The following is a 17,500-nucleotide window of genomic DNA, read 5'->3' on the forward strand; positions in this document are numbered from 1 at the left end:
GGGTGACAGCCCCGTATGGGAAGTCTGATTGGACGTATTAAGTAGGGCGGGACACGTGAAATCCTGTCTGAAGATCGGGGGACCACCCTCGAAGGCTAAGTACTCCTTACTGACCGATAGCGAACCAGTACCGTGAGGGAAAGGTGAAAAGCACCCCGACGAGGGGAGTGAAACAGTTTCTGAAACCGGACGCCTACAAGCAGTCGGAGGAGCCTCGAGCTCTGACGGCGTACCTTTTGTATAATGGGTCAACGACTTGGTCTATCGAGCAAGCTTAAGCCGTTAGGTGTAGGCGTAGCGAAAGCGAGTCTTAACAGGGCGAATAAGTTCGATGGATCAGACCCGAAACCAGATGATCTAGCCATGTGCAGGCTGAAGGTGAGGTAACACTCACTGGAGGGCCGAACCGACACCCGTTGAAAAGGGTCCGGATGACGTGTGGCTAGGGGTGAAAGGCCAATCAAATCTGGAGATAGCTGGTTCTCCGCGAAAGCTATTTAGGTAGCGCGTCGATTGTATTCTCCCGGGGGTAGAGCACTGCATGGATGATGGGGGCCCACAGCCTTACTGAGTCTAAGCAAACTCCGAATACCGGGAAGAACTGATCGGCAGACACACGGCGGGTGCTAACGTCCGTCGTGGAGAGGGAAACAACCCTGACCAACAGCTAAGGCCCCCAATTCATGGCTAAGTGGGAAAGCATGTGAGACTTCCAAAACAACCAGGAGGTTGGCTTAGAAGCAGCCATCCTTTAAAGATAGCGTAACAGCTCACTGGTCTAGTCAAGAGGTCTTGCGGCGAAGATGTAACGGGGCTCAAGCCATGAGCCGAAGCTTTGGATGCACAGTGATGTGCGTGGTAGCGGAGCGTTCTGTGATATAGAACGCTGCCTCCTTATCTCCGTTCTCGGAGTATTGGAGGCAATGTTCTGACTGTGAAGCCGGGCTGTAAGGCATCCGGTGGAGTGATCAGAAGTGAGAATGTTGACATGAGTAGCGACAAACAGGGTGAGAGACCCTGTCGCCGAAAGTCCAAGGGTTCCTGCTTAAAGCTAATCTGAGCAGGGTAAGCCGGCCCCTAAGGCGAGGCCGAAAGGCGTAGTCGATGGGAACCAGGTTAATATTCCTGGGCCATGTGGTGGTGACGGATTGCGAGGGTTGTTCACACTTATCGGATTGTGTGGGCCGCTTAGCAGTTCCTGGAAATAGCCCCACTATCGGACCGTACCCGAAACCGACACAGGTGGACTGGTAGAGAATACCAAGGCGCTTGAGAGAACCACGTTTAAGGAACTCGGCAAAATGCCTCCGTAAGTTCGCGAGAAGGAGGCCCCATTCTCACGCAAGTGAGGGTGGGGGGCACAAACTAGGGGGTGGCGACTGTTTACTTAAAACACAGGGCTGTGCGAAGCCGTAAGGCGACGTATACAGTCTGACGCCTGCCCGGTGCCGGAAGGTTAAAAGGAGGAGTGCAAGCTCCGAATTGAAGCCCCGGTAAACGGCGGCCGTAACTATAACGGTCCTAAGGTAGCGAAATTCCTTGTCGGGTAAGTTCCGACCTGCACGAATGGCGTAACGATCTCCCCGCTGTCTCAAACGTGGACTCAGCGAAATTGAACTGTGTGTCAAGATGCACACTACCCGCGGTTAGACGGAAAGACCCCATGAACCTTTACTATAGCTTCGCACTGGCATCAGGCATGTGATGTGCAGGATAGGTGGTAGGCTTTGAAACGGGGACGCCAGTCTTCGTGGAGCCATCCTTGAGATACCACCCTTCGCCTGCTTGATGTCTAACCGCGGTCCCTTATCGGGATCCGGGACCCTGCGTGGTGGGTAGTTTGACTGGGGCGGTCGCCTCCCAAAGTGTAACGGAGGCGCGCGAAGGTTGGCTCAGACCGGTCGGAAATCGGTCGTTGAGTGCAATGGCAGAAGCCAGCCTGACTGCAAGACTGACAAGTCGAGCAGAGACGAAAGTCGGCCATAGTGATCCGGTGGTCCCGAGTGGAAGGGCCATCGCTCAACGGATAAAAGGTACTCTGGGGATAACAGGCTGATGATGCCCAAGAGTCCATATCGACGGCATCGTTTGGCACCTCGATGTCGGCTCATCTCATCCTGGGGCTGGAGCAGGTCCCAAGGGTACGGCTGTTCGCCGTTTAAAGAGGTACGTGAGCTGGGTTTAGAACGTCGTGAGACAGTTCGGTCCCTATCTGCCGTGGGTGTAGGATACTTGAGAAGAGTTGCCCCTAGTACGAGAGGACCGGGGTGAACGGACCACTGGTGGACCAGTTATCGTGCCAACGGTAGTGCTGGGTAGCTATGTCCGGACAGGATAACCGCTGAAAGCATCTAAGCGGGAAGCCCCCTTCAAAACTAGGTATCCCTTGAGGGCCGTGGAAGACCACCACGTCGATAGGCTGGAGATGTAAGCGCGGCAACGCGTTCAGTTGACCAGTACTAATTGCCCGATTGGCTTGATTTGATCCGGTAGAAGCCAGACCTCTGGCTCCGATCATAATCAAAAGCTGCATAGCAACTTGACTTGAAATCATCGCTTCTTCCTCGGTTTGGTGGTCATAGCACGAGCAAAACACCCGGCTCCATTCCGAACCCGGCCGTTAAGTGCCGTCGCGCCAATGGTACTGCGTCTTAAGACGTGGGAGAGTAGGTCACCGCCAAACCTAGAAAGAAGCGATGAAAAATCATCTCTCAAACAACGATGACAAACAAAATCCCGATCGCAAAAACATAAAGCCCTCGGGAAATAAACGCGGGATCGAGCACCCCGCAATCGCTACAAACTCTCCGCGAGAGTTTGAAAAACGCGATCGCCTCGTCAGGCTCATAACCTGGCAAAAAGGCAAACGCTCAACGGACGCGGGATGGAGCAGCCCGGTAGCTCGTCAGGCTCATAACCTGAAGGTCGTAGGTTCAAATCCTACTCCCGCAACCAAATATATAGAACAATATCAAACGCTTAGCCTCGCTACACGCGAGGCTTTTTGCGTTGCGACAAACGCCCTGGAAGCAACAGAGAACGGTACGCGTCGGGCGCCCTCAGAGATGGGGGTTGCAGGCTGGGCTGCAGGGCGCAGCATGTAGTCACCACCGCGAACGGGGTGGGAATTCGTCACGGTCGAGCGCGGACGTTTTCCTGCGTCCGGCGGAGGGCCTCCGGCGTGTCGATGTCACAGGCCTCCTGGGCGGTTAGGGGAACGAGCGACTGGTGTGGGAGGGCGCGTAGCAGCTCTCGCGCGCCCTGGTCATTGTCCCGATCGGGCATGCGCCTCATATCCTCTGCGGTTAAGAGCGCTGGCGGGAGCGGGGTTCCGTTGAAGACGCAGGCGCGGGTCCCGCCGCTATTGATCAGCGTGCGGAGTGTTTCGGCGGATACGGAGGGCATGTCGCCCAATACGAACAACGCGCGCTCTGCATGGAACTCGATTGCGCAGTCGCGGGCCATCTGCCACGTCCGCGAGAGCGGCAGGCCCTGCGGAAGCTGATGCAAGTCGAACGACGCGGGGAGCGCCGCGCCCACGCGTTCATCTGAGACGATCGCGAGGAGCGCGTCGCATCCCGACGCCTCGAGCGCGTAGGCAGCCGCCAGCACCAATGGGGCGCCGTTCCAATCGGCAAGAAGCTTATCCTGAGCGCCGAACCTGCGCGAAGCGCCGGCGGCGAGAAGGATGCCAAGCGTGCGCATGGAGGCCTACGCTTGGCTCAGTCGAGCGGCGAGAAGGCCGCGGGCTGCAGGAAGATGCTTTCCTGATGCACGAGATAGGGCAGGATCTTGGGTACGAAAGCCTGCCATTCCGGGGCTGCGCCCAGCTTGGCGCGTTGCGCGCTGCGGTGGCCGTAATCCTCATAGGCCCAGAGGAAGGTGACAGCGTTGAGCACGCCGCTGTCGCTGACCCAGCATCCGGCAAGCTTCGCGTATTGGGTGATGATGTGCAGGCCCTCGGCTTCATAGAGCTTGAGGAACTCGGGCGCCTTCCCAGGGGTGATACGGTAGGTTCTTTGTTCGTAGATCATGTTGGACTCCGGCGTGAATGGCAGAAAATCACGGGCACTGACGTCCCGTCACGCGCCGAAGCTACGACCAAACTTCGGGTTTTCGCAACACATAAGTCGTCAAGTGACGAAAAGATACTTTGCCTTCGTGCGGAATGGGCTAATGTATGGAGCTGAAGTCGTTGCGTCCGGCGTCAGAATGAACAACAAGGGATGCCAAGAGGAAAACGTGCAGACCAAGCCCAAAATGACTGAAGGTTCGTCCAAAACGAACGGCGCCGGAAACAAGCCCGGCTCGCCGCAAGGCGCTGTGCGGATGCCGTTCAATGAGCGTCGTGCCCAGATCCTGGACGTCGCCACCGAGTTCTTTGCGGAGAACGGGCTTGCGGGGCAGACGCGTCAGTTGGCGGAGAAATGCGGCATCTCCCAGCGTCTTCTCTATCGCTTCTTCCCGACCAAGGAGGACCTGCTCAAAGAGGTCTATAACCGAGAGATTCTTGGCGCTTTCAAGGCCGTCTGGTTCGTTGAGCTTCAGGATCGTTCGCAGCCCATGGCTGTGCGCCTCGATGCATTCTATCGCGACTATCTTCAGTCTACCTTGACCCGGAAGTGGTTGCGATTGTTCCTTTATGCCTCGCTGGCCGAGGCGAATATGGCGCCTGACTACATCGCAGCGATCGTCATGCAGTTGCTGGAGACCGTGATGCGCGAAGTTGCGCATGAGCGGGGCGTGGAGCTGCCGGAAGATCCCGCATTGCTCCGCGAAATGGCGTGGACGCTGCACGGTGCGATCTCTCACTACGCGATTCGACGCCATATCTATCAAAGCAGCCTGTCGCTCTCCGAAGACCAGGTGGTAACGATGCATGTCCGCGTGTTCCTCGCGGGATTCGAGGACATGGTCGAGGTGTGCAGCGGCCGCTGAGCGCTGCAATCCACTACATTTTCCCTGATTTCGCCTGCGGAGGCTTCCGCAGGCGCTGAAATTTTGTGCGATTTCCGTTGCGGAAGGGAAATCCTCACTTTTTCGTTTGTCGTCAGTTGACGAATAAATAAATCGCCAATAGCGTCGGTTCCCATAAACAAGATCAACAGGGACGGCTTGCTGCAGGTTGGGCTTTGAACGGGCTCGGGCTGAGGCGGCCATGCAAAAGGAATCGAAAGATGCTCAAGGATAAGACGCGCCGTCTCGGGCGCCGGGATTTCCTCCGCTACTCGGCGGCGGGCGCAGGGGCGCTGATGGCGCCGGGTCTGGTTCGTCCGGCCAAGGCCGAAACGGCCGCGCTGACGATGCACACCTGGTCGGCCGCGGTCGACACCGTGCAGAGCCACCTCAGCGCCTTCACCAAGGAAACCGGGATCCCGGTCAATTACGGGAACTCGCCCTGGGCCCAGTACCGCGAGGGTATGGTCGCGAAATTCGTGGGCGGTGCGCCGCTCGACGCGATGTGGGTGTCGGATTCCTGGCTGCCCGAATGGGCCGAAGCCGGCTGGATCGCTCCGGTCGACGAGTTCGACAGCCTGATGAAATACAACACCGAGGCCGAGGATTTCTGCACCGACTCCATGACCTATGGCGGTCGTCAGTACGGCCTGACCTATTACACCGACTACATGGCCTTCTTCTATGACGAGGCGAAGCTCAAGGAAGCTGGCTTCGACGCGCCGCCGGAAACCTGGGACGAGCTGGTCGAGCAGTCGCTCGTCATGAAAGAGAAGGGCATTGCCGACTATCCGATGATGCTTGCCATGGCGCAGGAAAGCTGGCTGATCGAGTTCATCTCGACGCTGGTCTATTCGCATGGTGGCCGTCTGGTCGACGACAACGGCATGGCCGTGATGCAGGACCCGAAAGAGGGGGCTGTCGAGGCGCTGAGCTGGGTCGTCGATGCGGTCAACAAGCACGAGATCGTCTCGCCTGCCTGCGTCGAGACCGGCGAACTGGCCGGCCTGAAATCCTTCGCGGCGGGTAACCATGCCTTCGCGATGGTCGCGAAATACCGTCTGCGGATGCTCAACGATCCCGAGCAGTCGCAGATCGCAGGCAATGTGAAGCAGGCGATGATGCCGAAAGGCGCCAACGGCTCTCACGCGACGGTCGGCTGGATGCGTTTCCACGGCATGTCGGCGCAGGCTGCACAAGACAAGGCGCGCGCCGAGAATGCCGCGAAGCTGATCGAATGGTTCGGTGGCAAGGCGGATGGCGCCTACACGTTCCAGAAGCTCCTGTTCCTCGATATCGGGGCCGGGTTCGGCGTGAAGCCGCTGTTCGAGGATCCCGAGATCCGCGCGGCCTACGACTCCTATGGCGATGTCGACATGATCCAGGCTCAGCAGGCGCTCGCTCGCAAGAAGGACACGGTCACCCCGTGGTTCGGCGAGTGGAACGACACCAACGGGTCGGCCTGGCAATCGGCGATCCTCGGCAATGTCGATCCGGCCGGAGCGGTCAAGAAATCTGCCGATCTGTGGAACGAGCTGAAGGACAGCTACTGAGCAGGTGCGGCGGGCCTTTCTAAAAGGCCCGCCGTCTGTCGGGCAGGGCAACGGGAGAGCATGACGTGGCGAATGCAATGACACGGGCGACACGCCCGAAATGGCGGGTGGGATACGAGGAGCGCAGCGCCATGCTGTTTCTTGCTCCTGTCATGGCCGTTCTGGGCGCGGTTGCGGTCTTCCCGATCGCCTATTCGCTTTATATCAGCTTCTTCAGCATCAAGCTGACGCGTCCGAACCGGACTCCCTTCGTCGGGCTGAAGAACTATACCGATCTTCTCGGCGATGAGGCTTTCTGGGGCGCGGTCTGGCGCACGGTGAGTTTCTCGCTCGTCTCGGTTACCGCGATTGCTTTCATAGCCTTGCTTGTTTCGTTGCTGCTGAATCAGGAATTCCGCGGGCGTCGTATCCTGTCGACGATCCTGCTGGTGCCGTGGGCGATCCCCTATGTCGCGAACGCGCTGATGTGGAAATGGATCTACGATTCCAGCTATGGCGCGCTGAACGGCCTGCTCTATCAGCTCGATTTCATCGACAAATACATGGTCTGGCTGGGGGATCAGGACAAAACGCTGTTCCTGATCGCCAATGCGTTCGTCTGGAAGGAAGTGCCGCTGGCGACGATCCTTCTGCTGGTCTCGCTCAAGTCGATCCCGTCCGATCTCTATGCGGCGGCGCGCGTCGACGGCGCGACGGTCTGGCAGCGCTTCGTGCATGTCACCCTGCCGGCGATGAAGCCCGGTTTCATGCTGGTGATGATCTACGAAACGATGATGGCGATCCGTCATTTCGATCTGTTCTTCATCCTGACCGAAGGCGGGCCCGGCAGCGCGTCGCATGTGCTCTCGTGGCACATCTATGTCGAGACCTTCCGCAACCTGTCCTTCGGGAGCGGTGCTGCGATGTCCTACCTCCTCGCAATCGCGACTTTCGCACTCTCCTACCTCTTTATCCGAACGCTGGGGCGCAAGATCTGACATGAGCGATATGCCTATCACCCCGCCTGTCGACACGATCGACTACCGCCGCCGCCAGAAAATCGGGCGCATCGTGCAGCGTCTGGTGATCGTGGTCTCCGCGATCGTCCTTGCGGCCTACATTCTCGCCCCGGTGTCGTGGCTCGTCTCTTCGGCGTTCCAGACCGAGACCGAGATCGTCTCGATCCCGCCGCATTGGATTCCCGAAGAGCCGACCCTGCGAAATTTCGAGGCGATCTTCACCGCCGGGAACGACGAGCCTGTCACCTACGAGACGCGCTCGGGCGCCGATCCGGCTGCCGGTGACTTCATCCCCTCCACCGCGGGGAACCTCCTGCCGTCGATGGCCAACAGCCTGATCGTCTCGACCCTGGTGGTGATCCTGAACCTGCTCGTCGGGGTGCCGGCCGCCTATGCGATCGCGAAGATCCGGTTCTGGGGGCGCAACGCGTCGGTCTATTTCATCCTGATCACGCGGGTGATCCCCGATATCGCGCTGGTCGTGCCGTTCTTCCTGGTGATTCGCAAACTCGGGATGCTCGATACGCTCGGATCGCTGGTGATCACCTATCTCGCGATCACGGTGCCCTTCACGGTCTTCATCCTGATCCAGTATTTCGAGGGCCTCCCGGACGAGCTGGACAAGGCCGCGCGGGTTGATGGCTGTTCGCGGTTCCAGGCGCTGATCAAGGTGTTCCTGCCGCTCTCGTTGCCCTCGCTCGTCGCCGTGGTCCTCTTCACCTTCCTTACCAGCTGGAACGAATTCCTGCTCGCGCTGATGTTCACGCAGACCTCCGCGTCGCAAACCCTGCCGATCCTGCTGGCCTCGTTCACCTCCGATTTCACGGTGAGCTTCTCCTTCCTCAACGCCGCTGGCGTCCTGGCGGTCGTGCCGCCGGTGATCGTCGCCATCGTCTTCGAACGCTACATCGTTTCCGGTCTGACCGCCGGGGCTGTCAAAGGTTAGAAAGGACAAAGTCTTGGCCCGGATCCGCTTCACCAACGTAAACAAGAAATACGCCAACGGCTTCCATGCCGTGCGCAATCTCAACCTCGATATCGAGGATCGCGAGTTCATCGTCCTGCTCGGCCCCTCGGGCTGCGGCAAATCCACGACCCTCAACATGATTGCAGGGCTCGAGGAAGTCTCGGACGGCGATCTCATCTTCGACGAGCAGGTCGTGAACTACGTCCCCCCGCACAAGCGCGACGTCGCAATGGTGTTCCAGAGCTACGCGCTCTACCCGCATAAGACCGTCTACGACAATATCGGCTTCGGGCTGAAAATGCGCAACGCGTCGAAGGAAGAGATCGACGAGCGCGTGCAAGACGCCGCGAAGAAGCTCGAGATTTCTCACCTGCTCGACCGGCGTCCGTCGCAGCTGTCGGGCGGCCAGCGTCAGCGTGTGGCGCTGGGGCGCGCGATGGTTCGTGACCCGTCGGTCTTCCTGATGGATGAGCCGCTGTCGAACCTCGACGCGGCGCTGCGAATCTCGATGCGGGCAGAGATCAAGGAACTCCACCGCGCGATGGAGACCACCTTCGTCTACGTGACCCACGATCAGGCCGAGGCGCTCACGCTCGCGGATCGTATCGTGGTGATGAATGACGGGGTCGTGCAGCAGATCGGCACGCCCGACGACATCTACGAGCGCCCCGCGAACACCTTCGTCGCGTCGTTCCTCGGCAGCCCGCCGATCAACTATTTCGACGGCGTGCTAGAGGCCGGGCTGGATGACGAGATGGCCTTCGTCCGCGATGGGCTGCGTCTTGTGCTGCCGGCAGATCATGCGGCGCGCCTGAAAGGGCAGGAGGGCCGCGCGGTGCGGCTGGGTATCCGGGCTGAGGATGTCGCGGAAGGCACTGCCGAGCCGGGATACAATGCGCTCAGCGGCACCGTGAACTCGGTGCTTCCGGTTGGCTCGGATCAGTATCTGGGTATGGATTTCGGCGGCGAGGAGCTTTTCTTCCGCGTCGGCAAGGATCTGCGCCATGCGTTCGGCGAAAGCATCACCCTCGCGGTGGATCTCAACCGCCTGCATGTCTTCGACCGCGAAACCGGTCAGTCGCTGATCTGGAACGCGGCCTGACACGATGAAACCCGCCCCTTTCACCTACCACCGGCCTGCGAGCCTTGCCGAGGCACTGGCGCTGTTGCGCACGCATGGGCCGGCGGCCAAGCCGATCGCCGGCGGGCAAAGCCTCGGGCCGATGCTGAACATGCGGCTGGCGCGCCCGGGCCATCTGATCGATCTCAACGATCTGATCGAGCTGGACCGCGTGCGGGTGAAGGAGGACATGCTGGAGATCGGCGCGCTGACGCGCCATCACCGGCTGGCCAATGCGCCGGAAGTGCAGCGGAGCCTGCCGCTTCTCGGTGCCGCTGCCGCCTCGATCGGGCATTACGCGATCCGTCAGCGTGGCACGATCGGCGGCAGCCTCGCCCATGCGGACCCCGCCGCCCAGTTGCCGCTGATCGCGGTCACGCTGGGCGCGACGCTGGTGATTTCGGGACCGGCAGGCACGCGCGAAGTCGCCGCCGCCGATTTCCTGCAATCGATCATGACGGTCGATCTGCGCGATGGCGAGTTGATCACTGCGCTGCGCTTTCCGCTTCCCGTTGGCGATCTCTGGGCCTTCGAGGCTTTCTCGCGCCGTCACGGCGATTTCGCGCTGGTCAGCGTCGCGCTCAGTTTCACGCGCGACGCGGAGGGCAAGATCGATGCGCTGCGGCTCGGGCTCGGCGGCGTCGACACCGTCCCGCTGCGTCTGCCCGAGATCGAGGCGCGCGCGCAGGGCAGGCTGGCCGATGACGAAACCATTCGCGACCTTGCAGCCGCGGCCGCCGCGGCGATCGCGCCCGAAGACAGCGCACAGGTGCCCGCCGTCTATCGCCGGGAGCTTGCCGAAACGCTTGTCATTCGCGCGTTCCAGTCCGCTTTGACCCGGGAGGAGGGTGCATGACCGCTCCGACACACGACCCCCTGACGCTTTCGCTGAGCGTGAATGGCGAAACCCACGACGTTCGGGTGCCCGCGCGCAAGCTGCTCTCGGATGTGCTGCGCGACGATCTTGGCCTGACCGGCACCCATGTCGGCTGCGAACACGGCGTCTGCGGCGCCTGCACCGTGCTGATCGACGGCCGCCCGGCGCGCGCCTGCCTGACTTTCGCCGCCCAGATGGAGGGCCATGAGGTCACGACGGTCGAGGCCATGGGGCGGCCCGACGCACTCTCGGCGCTTCAGCAGGCGCTGCACGAGGAACATGGGCTGCAATGCGGTTTCTGCACGCCGGGCATCGTAGTGACCTTCGAGCATTACCTGCGCGAGAACCCGGACCCGACCGCAGAAGAGGTGCGCGATGTCCTGTCGGGCAATCTGTGTCGCTGCACGGGCTATCAGAATATCGTCGCCGCCGTACTGAAAGCTGCGGCCCGGATGCGTGGAGAGGCGGCATGAGCGGTGATTTCACCGAGATCGGTCGCGCCCTGCCGCGCAAGGAGGATCGGCGCCTCGTCTCTGGTCGCGGGCGTTATCTCGACGATCTCGCCTTTCCCGGCGCGCTGCATGTGAGCTTCGTGCGCTCGCCCCACGCCCATGCGCGCATTCTCGGGATCGACAGCGCCGAAGCCGCTGAGATGCCGGGGGTCGTAGGCGTTTTCACCGGGCGCGATCTCGATCAGATGACGACGCGGCTGCGCCTCGCGCCGCCGATCGAGGGGCTGCAGCCGACCGAGCTGACGACGCTTCCGATCGACAAGGTCCGCTTCCACGGTGATCCGGTGGTCTGCGTCGTCGCGACCGATCGCTACCTCGCCGAGGATGCGGCCGAATGTGTCAGTGTCGAATATGAGCAGCTTCCGGCGGTGACCTCGATCACCGAGGCCTTCGCGCCCGATGCGGCTCTGGTCGATGACAGCCTGACGAGCAACATGGTCTCGCATCAGAGCCTGAGCGTCGGCGATCCTGCCGCACGCCGGGCCGAGGCGCATCGCGCCGTCGAGGCCCGGTTCTCGCTCCATCGCCACACCCATGTCCCGCTGGAGACGCGCGGCTGCGTCGCCGATTGGGATGACGGACGCGCGCATCTGAACATGCATATCGGCAATCAGGTCCCGCACCCGTTGCGCAGCCAGCTTGCTGCGCGGCTGGGCCTGTCGGAAAGCCAGGTCACGGTGATGAGCCCCGATGTGGGCGGCGCTTTCGGTCAGAAGATCGCGCTTTACCGGGAGGAACTCACGGTCGCGGCTCTGTCTCGCCACCTGCGCCGACCGGTTCGGTGGCGCGAGGATCGGATGGAGAACCTGATGTCCGCCGCGCATGCGCGGGAATACGAGTGCCGCACCCGCGCCTCGGTCAGCGAAACCGGACGGATTCTCGGCCTCGAGCTCGAGATCGACGAGGATTTCGGCGGCTACTGCTTCTACCCGGCCAACTATATGGCCCGCGTCATCGCCCTGATCATGACCGGCCCCTACCGGATTCAGGACTACGCCTATGAGGTCCGCGTCGCGCTGACCAACAAATGCGGCGCGGGCCCGATGCGCGCGCCCATGGCGATCACCAGCTGGGTGATGGAGGGTACGATCGACGCGATCGCCCGCGACCTTGGCCTCGACCCGGTCGAGGTGCGCCGTATCAACGCGCTCGGCCCGGAGGATCTGCCCTACAAGATGCCCACGGGCGAACTTCTCGAAGATGTCAGCCCACGGGAGACGCTCGAGATCGCCGTGGACGCGATCGATGTCGCGGCCTTCCGTGCCCGGCAGGCGCAGGCGCGCGCTGAGGGGCGCTATCTGGGGCTCGGACTGTGCACGGTGATCGAGAGCACGACCTACGGATCGGAATTCTACAAATCCGCCGGTATCCCCGGATCGGGCCATGAATCGGCCTGGGTGCGGATCGAGCCGAGCGGGGCGGTCAACGCCTCCGTAGGTCTGATGGGCACCGGGCAAGGCTACGAGAGCCCGCTTTCGCAGGCGGTGGCCGAAGGGCTCGGCGTGCGCTCGGAAGATGTCACGGTCCATATGGGCAACACCGATATCGCGCCCTACGGCATGGGCAGCCGCGGCGGACGCGGCGCGACGGCCGGGGGCGGCACGCTCTATCTCTGTGCGCTCAAGGCGCGCGAGCGGGTGCTCGCGATTGCGGCGTCGATGCTCGATCTTAACGACGCCGGCGGGCTGCGACTGCGCGCAGGCCAGATCGAGCGGATGATCGGCGAGGACTGGCAGGAGACGGGGCTTTCGCTGACCGATATCGCGCGGCGCGCCTATCTCGAACCGCTGGCCCTGCCCGAGGGGATCGCGCCGGGGCTCGACTTCTCGCATAGCTACGACCCGCCCGCGATGACCTATTCCAACTCGACCCATGCCTGCGAAGTCGAGGTCGACCCGCAGACCGGTGCGATCTCGATCGAGCGCTATCTCGTCGCCGAGGATTCCGGCACCGTTCTCAACCCGATCGTCGTGCGCGGCCAGCAGCAGGGCGCGATCGCGATGGGGCTGAGCGGCGCGCTGCTCGAACAGGTGATCTACGACGGCACGGGGCAGAACCTCTCCGCGACGCTTGCCGATTACCTCGTGGCCTCCCCGAACGAACTGCCGGAGTTCGAAATCCTGCACCACAACACGCCGAACCGCCGCACCCCCGCGGGGATCAAGGGCATGGCCGAAGGCGGCGTGATGGGCGCGATCGGCGTGCTCGCCAACGCGGTGAGCGATGCGCTGGCGCCGCGCGGCGTGACGATCGAGCGTCTTCCGCTGACCCCCCAATCCATTCGCGCGCTCCTGCGGGAGGCCGCGCCCAGTTCAACGAAAAGGACCCAGCCGTGACAGAAGAGAAACTCAGCGTCGGCTTCATCGGACTCGGAATCATGGGCCAGCACATGGCGGGGCATATCCTCGCCGCGGGGCATCCGCTCAACATCTACAACCGCACCCGCGCCAAGGGCGACGCCCTCGTCGCGAAGGGGGCGACGTGGTGTGACAGCCCCGGCGCCGTGGCCGAGGCCAGCGACATCACGATCACCATCGTGGGCTACCCCGCCGATGTCGAGCAGGTCTACCTCGGTGAGGAGGGGATCATCGGCAAGGCGCGCCCGGGCTCGGTGCTGATCGACATGACCACCTCGAGCCCGGCCCTGGCCGGGAAGATCGCGCAGGCGGCTCTCGCGCGCGGCCTCTCTGCGCTCGACGCCCCGGTCTCCGGCGGCGATGTCGGCGCGAAGGCGGGCAAGCTCGCGATCATGCTGGGCGGCGACCAGCGCGCGTTCGAGCGGGTCCTGCCGGTGCTGGAGCTGATGGGCGGGAATATCGCGCTGATGGGCAAGGCGGGCGCTGGGCAGCACACCAAGATGGCCAACCAGATCGCCATCGCCTCGACCATGCTCGCGGTCGCGGAAAGCATCAGCTACGCGCGCGCCGCCGGTCTGGACCCGATGCAGGTTCTCAAAGTCATCGGAACCGGGGCCGCGTCGAGCTTCCTGCTCAATGGGCTTGGGCCGAAGATGGTGGACGAGGATTTCGCGCCCGGCTTCTTCGTCCACCACTTCGTCAAGGACATGTCGATCGCGCTGAGCGAAGCCGAAAGACTGGGCCTCGATCTGCCGGGCCTGTCGCTGGCGCGCAGCCTCTATGGCAAGCTGGTGGATGACGGCTTCGGCGAAGAGGGCACGCAGGCGCTCTACCGCGCCTATAACGCGATCCACGCGGAGGCCGGGTGATGCGGTTCGAAGGCGATCACCTGATCCCGGCCGATCCCGAAACGGTCTGGCGTGGGCTCAACGACCCCGAGGTGCTGCGCCGCGCGATCCCGGGCTGCGAAGCGATGGAGCAGACGGGCGAGGCCGAATATACCGCCACGGTGGTGGCGCGGGTCGGCCCCGTCTCGGCCAGCTTTCGCGGCAAGGTGGAACTGAGCGATCTGGTTCCGCCCGTGTCCTACCGGATCACCGGGCGCGGGCAGGGCGGCCCTGCGGGCTTCGCCAAGGGCGGCGCGGAAATCAAGCTCGCGCCCGAAGGCGAGGGCACGCGCTTGTCCTATGTCGCCGATGTCGAGGTTGGCGGTAAACTGGCCGCGGTCGGCGGGCGATTGATTCAGGGCGTGGCGCGCAAGAATGCCGAGGATTTCTTCAACGCCTTCTCGCGGGTCGTGACCGGCGAGGCGGAGGAGACGACCCCGGCAAGCGAAGGGGCCGCCCCGACAGGCGCGGTGGCCACTGCGGCGGCGGGACATATCCCGCTGATCGACCGCGTGGCGTGGCTTCTGGTCGGTCTTGGCCTCGGGCTTGGGATCTGCTGGCTCTTTGGTTGAAAGGACGCGCGATGAACATCACCCCGGCGATCAAGGCGATGGAAGACCAGTTGGTCGAATGGCGGCACGCGTTGCATCGCCGCCCCGAACTGGCCTTCGAGGAACACGAGACCGCCGCCTTTATCGCGGCTGAGTTGCGCAGGTTCGGACTGGAGGTCCACGAGGGGCTGGCCGGGACCGGGGTGATCGGCGTTCTGCGCAATGGCGAGGGGCCGACGGTCGGCCTGCGCGCCGATATCGACGCGCTGCCGATATCCGAACTGACCGGGGCGGACTATGCCTCCGATATCCCCGGCAAGATGCATGCCTGTGGCCATGACGGTCACACCACGATGCTTCTGGGCGCCGCGCAGGCGATGGTGGCCGATCCGCCGGGGCCGGGCACGGTGGTGTTCATCTTCCAGCCCGCCGAGGAAAACGAAGGCGGCGCGCGGGTGATGATCGCGGATGGGTTGCTCGACCAATTCCCGCTCGACAGCACCTTTGCGCTGCACAACTGGCCGGGGCTCGAGGCAGGCAAGATCGCGATGCGCGCGGGCCCCGTGATGGCCGCGTTCGACACGTTCGAGCTGAAGGTGATGGGCAAGGGCTCACATGGCGCGATGCCGCATGAGGGGATCGACCCGATCACGCTGGCCGCTCAGCTGCAGATGGCCTGGCAGACCATCGTCAGCCGTGCGGTGGATCCCACCGATGCGACGGTGATCTCGGTCACGCAGATCCATGCGGGCCACACGCTCAATGTCATTCCCGACGAAGTGACCCTGCACGGCACCGTGCGCACCCTGCGCCCCGCGACACGCGATTTCGTTCAGGCCGAGATGACGCGCCGCGCCGAAATGATCGCCGAGGCGTTTCATGCCAAGGCCGAGCTGATCTATCAGCGCCGCTACCCGGCCACGATCAACGACCCCGAGGCGGCCGAAACGGCACGCCGCGCCGCCGAGGCCATCGTGGGCCGCGACGCGGTGCAGGTCGATTACGCGCCCAGCATGGCGAGCGAGGATTTCGCCTTCCTGCTGGAGAAGGTGCCCGGCGCTTACGGCTGGATCGGCAATGGATCGGCCGAGGGCGGGCGCAACCTGCACAGCCCGCATTACGATTTCAACGACTCGATCCTGCCGCTGGGCGTTCAGTTCTTCGTCGAGGTCGCGCATCGCGCGCTGGCCGGGTCGAACGATTGAGGGGCCAGCCGTGACCCATCCCGCCGCGCAAGATCCGTGGTTCGAACTGGCGCGGTCCGACACACCCGGCGCAATCGCGGTGATCTCTGCCATCGAAGGCCCGGCCTATCGAAATATCGGCACCGCGATGGCGATCTTGCCGGATGGTCGGCGCTTCGGAGCGCTCAGCGCGGGCTGTATCGAGGAAGATGTGGTCGAACATGCGCTCGCGGCGCTGGCCGACGGGCAGGTGCGCAAGCTGCGCTATGGGGCCGGCTCGCCCTTTTTCGACTTGAAGCTGCCCTGCGGCGGCGCGCTCGAGGTTACGGTGATCCCCGCGCCGGACCGTTCCTTGCTTAGCGAGCTTGCGGCAAGGCGGGCGCGCCGCGCGGAGGCGGCCTTGGGACTGAGCGCCTCGGGGGGCTTGCGTTTGATGCAGGAGGGCGAGGCTCCCGACGAGCCGGGAGAGCTGCGTATCGCCTTTCGCCCCGAGCCGCGCTTCGTGATCTTCGGTGCCGGCGCCGAGGCGGTGCTCTTCGCCGATCTGGTGCAGGCCACCGGCGCGCCGCATCTTCTTCTCACGCCCGAGGACGCCACTTTCGCCAATGCTGAAGGTGCAGGCTGCACGGTGCGCAGGTTGGACCGAAGCGCGATCCCCTCAGACGTTGCCATCGACGCGCGCACGGCGGTGATCCTTCTGTTTCATGACCACGATTGGGAACTGGATATTCTCGAGGCGGCGCTCGCAACGCCTGCGTTCTACATCGGGGCACAAGGCAGCGTGCGCACGCAAAACCGGCGGCAGGAAGGTTTGCAGGCTCGCGGTATCGATGCGGCGACGCGCGCGCGGGTTCATGGGCCTATCGGGCTCATCCAATCTGCGCGCGATCCGCGGCTGCTGGCCGTGTCGGTGCTGGCCGAGGTGCTTGCTCAGGTGGAAGACGACACCAAGCGAGCCGCGTCGCGTTCACCGATCGAGGCCGGAAGCCGCGCTCAAGACCGCTCGAAGTAAGCGGGCGTGCCCCGCGCCTCCACCGACTCCGCGATCCGACGCAGACCATGGATATAGGCGGCATCGCGCATCGAAAGCTCCATTTCGTTGTGCAATGTCCAGATCGATTGCGTCTCGGTCTCCATCGTCGTCTTCAGATGATCTCTGACGCGCGAACTGTCCCAATAAAAACCCGATCTGTTCTGGACCCATTCGAGATGGGACACCGTGACGCCCCCGGAATTCGCGAGGATGTCGGGCACGATGATATGCCCGGCTTCCGTCAGCTTCTTGTCGGCTTCGGGCGAGACCGGTCCATTCGCCATTTCAAGAATGATGCGCGCTTTGATCTTGTCACAATTCTCAAGCGTGATCTGCCGCTCCAACGCGGCAGGCACCAGCACGTCGCAATCGAGCTCCAACAGCTCGGCATTCGAAATCTCTTTCGTCTTGCCTTGCCCCTTCGCGCCTTTGACGCCGCCTGTCTCATGCTTGTGTTGCATGACGGCGAGCGGGTCCAAACCGCTTGGATCGTAGATGCCGCCGC

General features: G+C 62.7%; 15 protein-coding genes, 1 tRNA gene and 2 rRNA genes (2 of these 18 cut by a window edge). 15 read left to right on the forward strand and 3 right to left on the reverse strand.

Features of this window, described 5'->3' with window-relative positions; all coding sequences use genetic code 11:
* The 3 genes from AC2TZ7_RS04500 to AC2TZ7_RS04510 all read left to right on the forward strand — a co-directional run.
* Nucleotides 1-2,484: ribosomal RNA gene (locus AC2TZ7_RS04500) — 23S ribosomal RNA — on the forward strand; it begins 350 nt to the left of the window's first position.
* 84 nt (nucleotides 2,485-2,568) lie between these two features.
* Nucleotides 2,569-2,683 (forward strand): 5S ribosomal RNA (rrf, locus tag AC2TZ7_RS04505).
* A gap of 195 nt (nucleotides 2,684-2,878) precedes the next feature.
* Nucleotides 2,879-2,955: transfer RNA gene (locus AC2TZ7_RS04510), tRNA-Met, on the forward strand.
* A 177-nt stretch (nucleotides 2,956-3,132) separates the two neighbouring features.
* On the opposite strand, the gene AC2TZ7_RS04515 is transcribed toward AC2TZ7_RS04510, so the two are convergent.
* The gene (locus AC2TZ7_RS04515) at nucleotides 3,133-3,705 is read right to left on the reverse strand and encodes an NTP transferase domain-containing protein (RefSeq protein WP_489866035.1); all 573 of its coding nucleotides are present in this window, start codon (nucleotides 3,703-3,705) and stop codon (nucleotides 3,133-3,135) included.
* Between the two features lie 17 nt (nucleotides 3,706-3,722).
* The gene (locus tag AC2TZ7_RS04520) at nucleotides 3,723-4,034 is read right to left on the reverse strand and encodes an NIPSNAP family protein (protein ID WP_489866036.1); all 312 of its coding nucleotides are present in this window, start codon (nucleotides 4,032-4,034) and stop codon (nucleotides 3,723-3,725) included.
* Nucleotides 4,035-4,212: 178 nt separating this feature from the next.
* On the opposite strand from AC2TZ7_RS04520, the gene AC2TZ7_RS04525 reads away from it, so the two are divergent.
* The 12 genes from AC2TZ7_RS04525 to AC2TZ7_RS04580 all read left to right on the forward strand — a co-directional run bounded on the left by AC2TZ7_RS04525 (nucleotide 4,213) and on the right by AC2TZ7_RS04580 (nucleotide 16,974).
* The gene (locus AC2TZ7_RS04525; protein WP_078547245.1) at nucleotides 4,213-4,938 is read left to right on the forward strand and encodes a TetR/AcrR family transcriptional regulator; all 726 of its coding nucleotides are present in this window, start codon (nucleotides 4,213-4,215) and stop codon (nucleotides 4,936-4,938) included.
* 239 nt (nucleotides 4,939-5,177) lie between these two features.
* Nucleotides 5,178-6,509 carry an extracellular solute-binding protein gene (locus AC2TZ7_RS04530; RefSeq protein ID WP_489866037.1) on the forward strand — a complete coding sequence of 444 codons (1,332 nt, stop codon included), beginning with the start codon at nucleotides 5,178-5,180 and terminating at the stop codon, nucleotides 6,507-6,509.
* A 131-nt stretch (nucleotides 6,510-6,640) separates the two neighbouring features.
* Nucleotides 6,641-7,486, forward strand: a complete 846-nt coding sequence (locus AC2TZ7_RS04535) for a carbohydrate ABC transporter permease (protein WP_208607942.1) — start codon at nucleotides 6,641-6,643, stop codon at nucleotides 7,484-7,486.
* A gap of 1 nt (nucleotide 7,487) precedes the next feature.
* Complete coding sequence (locus AC2TZ7_RS04540; protein WP_489866038.1) at nucleotides 7,488-8,453, forward strand: carbohydrate ABC transporter permease; 966 nt, start codon at nucleotides 7,488-7,490, stop codon at nucleotides 8,451-8,453.
* 13 nt (nucleotides 8,454-8,466) lie between these two features.
* Nucleotides 8,467-9,576, forward strand: coding sequence for an ABC transporter ATP-binding protein (locus AC2TZ7_RS04545; protein ID WP_489866039.1), 1,110 nt, complete (start codon nucleotides 8,467-8,469; stop codon nucleotides 9,574-9,576).
* 4 nt (nucleotides 9,577-9,580) lie between these two features.
* Nucleotides 9,581-10,450 carry an FAD binding domain-containing protein gene (locus AC2TZ7_RS04550; RefSeq protein ID WP_489866040.1) on the forward strand — a complete coding sequence of 290 codons (870 nt, stop codon included), beginning with the start codon at nucleotides 9,581-9,583 and terminating at the stop codon, nucleotides 10,448-10,450.
* Nucleotides 10,447-10,944, forward strand: a complete 498-nt coding sequence (locus AC2TZ7_RS04555; RefSeq protein WP_083078755.1) for a (2Fe-2S)-binding protein — start codon at nucleotides 10,447-10,449, stop codon at nucleotides 10,942-10,944. The genes AC2TZ7_RS04550 and AC2TZ7_RS04555 overlap by 4 nt, the downstream gene beginning before the upstream one ends.
* Nucleotides 10,941-13,319: a xanthine dehydrogenase family protein molybdopterin-binding subunit gene (locus AC2TZ7_RS04560; RefSeq protein WP_489866041.1), complete on the forward strand. Its 2,379-nt coding sequence runs from the start codon at nucleotides 10,941-10,943 to the stop codon at nucleotides 13,317-13,319. Before AC2TZ7_RS04555 ends, AC2TZ7_RS04560 begins: the two co-directional genes overlap by 4 nt.
* A complete protein-coding gene (locus AC2TZ7_RS04565; protein ID WP_489866042.1) occupies nucleotides 13,316-14,209 on the forward strand; it encodes an NAD(P)-dependent oxidoreductase in 894 nt (297 codons plus the stop codon). The genes AC2TZ7_RS04560 and AC2TZ7_RS04565 overlap by 4 nt, the downstream gene beginning before the upstream one ends.
* On the forward strand, nucleotides 14,209-14,799 hold the full coding sequence (locus tag AC2TZ7_RS04570; RefSeq protein WP_489866043.1) for an SRPBCC family protein: 591 nt from the start codon (nucleotides 14,209-14,211) through the stop codon (nucleotides 14,797-14,799). The genes AC2TZ7_RS04565 and AC2TZ7_RS04570 overlap by 1 nt, the downstream gene beginning before the upstream one ends.
* A gap of 11 nt (nucleotides 14,800-14,810) precedes the next feature.
* Nucleotides 14,811-15,983 (forward strand): M20 aminoacylase family protein, encoded by a 1,173-nt coding sequence (locus AC2TZ7_RS04575; RefSeq protein ID WP_489866044.1) that lies wholly within the window; start codon nucleotides 14,811-14,813, stop codon nucleotides 15,981-15,983.
* A gap of 10 nt (nucleotides 15,984-15,993) precedes the next feature.
* The gene (locus tag AC2TZ7_RS04580; protein ID WP_489866045.1) at nucleotides 15,994-16,974 is read left to right on the forward strand and encodes an XdhC family protein; all 981 of its coding nucleotides are present in this window, start codon (nucleotides 15,994-15,996) and stop codon (nucleotides 16,972-16,974) included.
* Here AC2TZ7_RS04580 and AC2TZ7_RS04585 read toward each other — a convergent pair.
* Nucleotides 16,956-17,500, reverse strand: the final stretch of a protein-coding gene (locus AC2TZ7_RS04585; protein ID WP_489866046.1) for a Glu/Leu/Phe/Val family dehydrogenase. Its footprint extends 763 nt past the window's final position; only the last 545 of its 1,308 coding nucleotides appear in the window; its start codon lies beyond the right edge, outside the window — the gene reads right to left on this strand; the stop codon is at nucleotides 16,956-16,958. The genes AC2TZ7_RS04580 and AC2TZ7_RS04585 overlap by 19 nt on opposite strands.

This window comes from Thioclava sp. ISO4, assembly GCF_058105145.1.

Coding starts and splice junctions, on each gene's coding strand:
- AC2TZ7_RS04515 (WP_489866035.1), bottom strand. CDS start 3,705: ATGCGCACGCTTGGCATCCTTCTCGCCGCCGGCGCTTCGCGCAGGTTC.
- AC2TZ7_RS04520 (WP_489866036.1), bottom strand. CDS start 4,034: ATGATCTACGAACAAAGAACCTACCGTATCACCCCTGGGAAGGCGCCC.
- AC2TZ7_RS04525 (WP_078547245.1), top strand. CDS start 4,213: ATGAACAACAAGGGATGCCAAGAGGAAAACGTGCAGACCAAGCCCAAA.
- AC2TZ7_RS04530 (WP_489866037.1), top strand. CDS start 5,178: ATGCTCAAGGATAAGACGCGCCGTCTCGGGCGCCGGGATTTCCTCCGC.
- AC2TZ7_RS04535 (WP_208607942.1), top strand. CDS start 6,641: ATGCTGTTTCTTGCTCCTGTCATGGCCGTTCTGGGCGCGGTTGCGGTC.
- AC2TZ7_RS04540 (WP_489866038.1), top strand. CDS start 7,488: ATGAGCGATATGCCTATCACCCCGCCTGTCGACACGATCGACTACCGC.
- AC2TZ7_RS04550 (WP_489866040.1), top strand. CDS start 9,581: ATGAAACCCGCCCCTTTCACCTACCACCGGCCTGCGAGCCTTGCCGAG.
- AC2TZ7_RS04555 (WP_083078755.1), top strand. CDS start 10,447: ATGACCGCTCCGACACACGACCCCCTGACGCTTTCGCTGAGCGTGAAT.
- AC2TZ7_RS04560 (WP_489866041.1), top strand. CDS start 10,941: ATGAGCGGTGATTTCACCGAGATCGGTCGCGCCCTGCCGCGCAAGGAG.
- AC2TZ7_RS04570 (WP_489866043.1), top strand. CDS start 14,209: ATGCGGTTCGAAGGCGATCACCTGATCCCGGCCGATCCCGAAACGGTC.
- AC2TZ7_RS04575 (WP_489866044.1), top strand. CDS start 14,811: ATGAACATCACCCCGGCGATCAAGGCGATGGAAGACCAGTTGGTCGAA.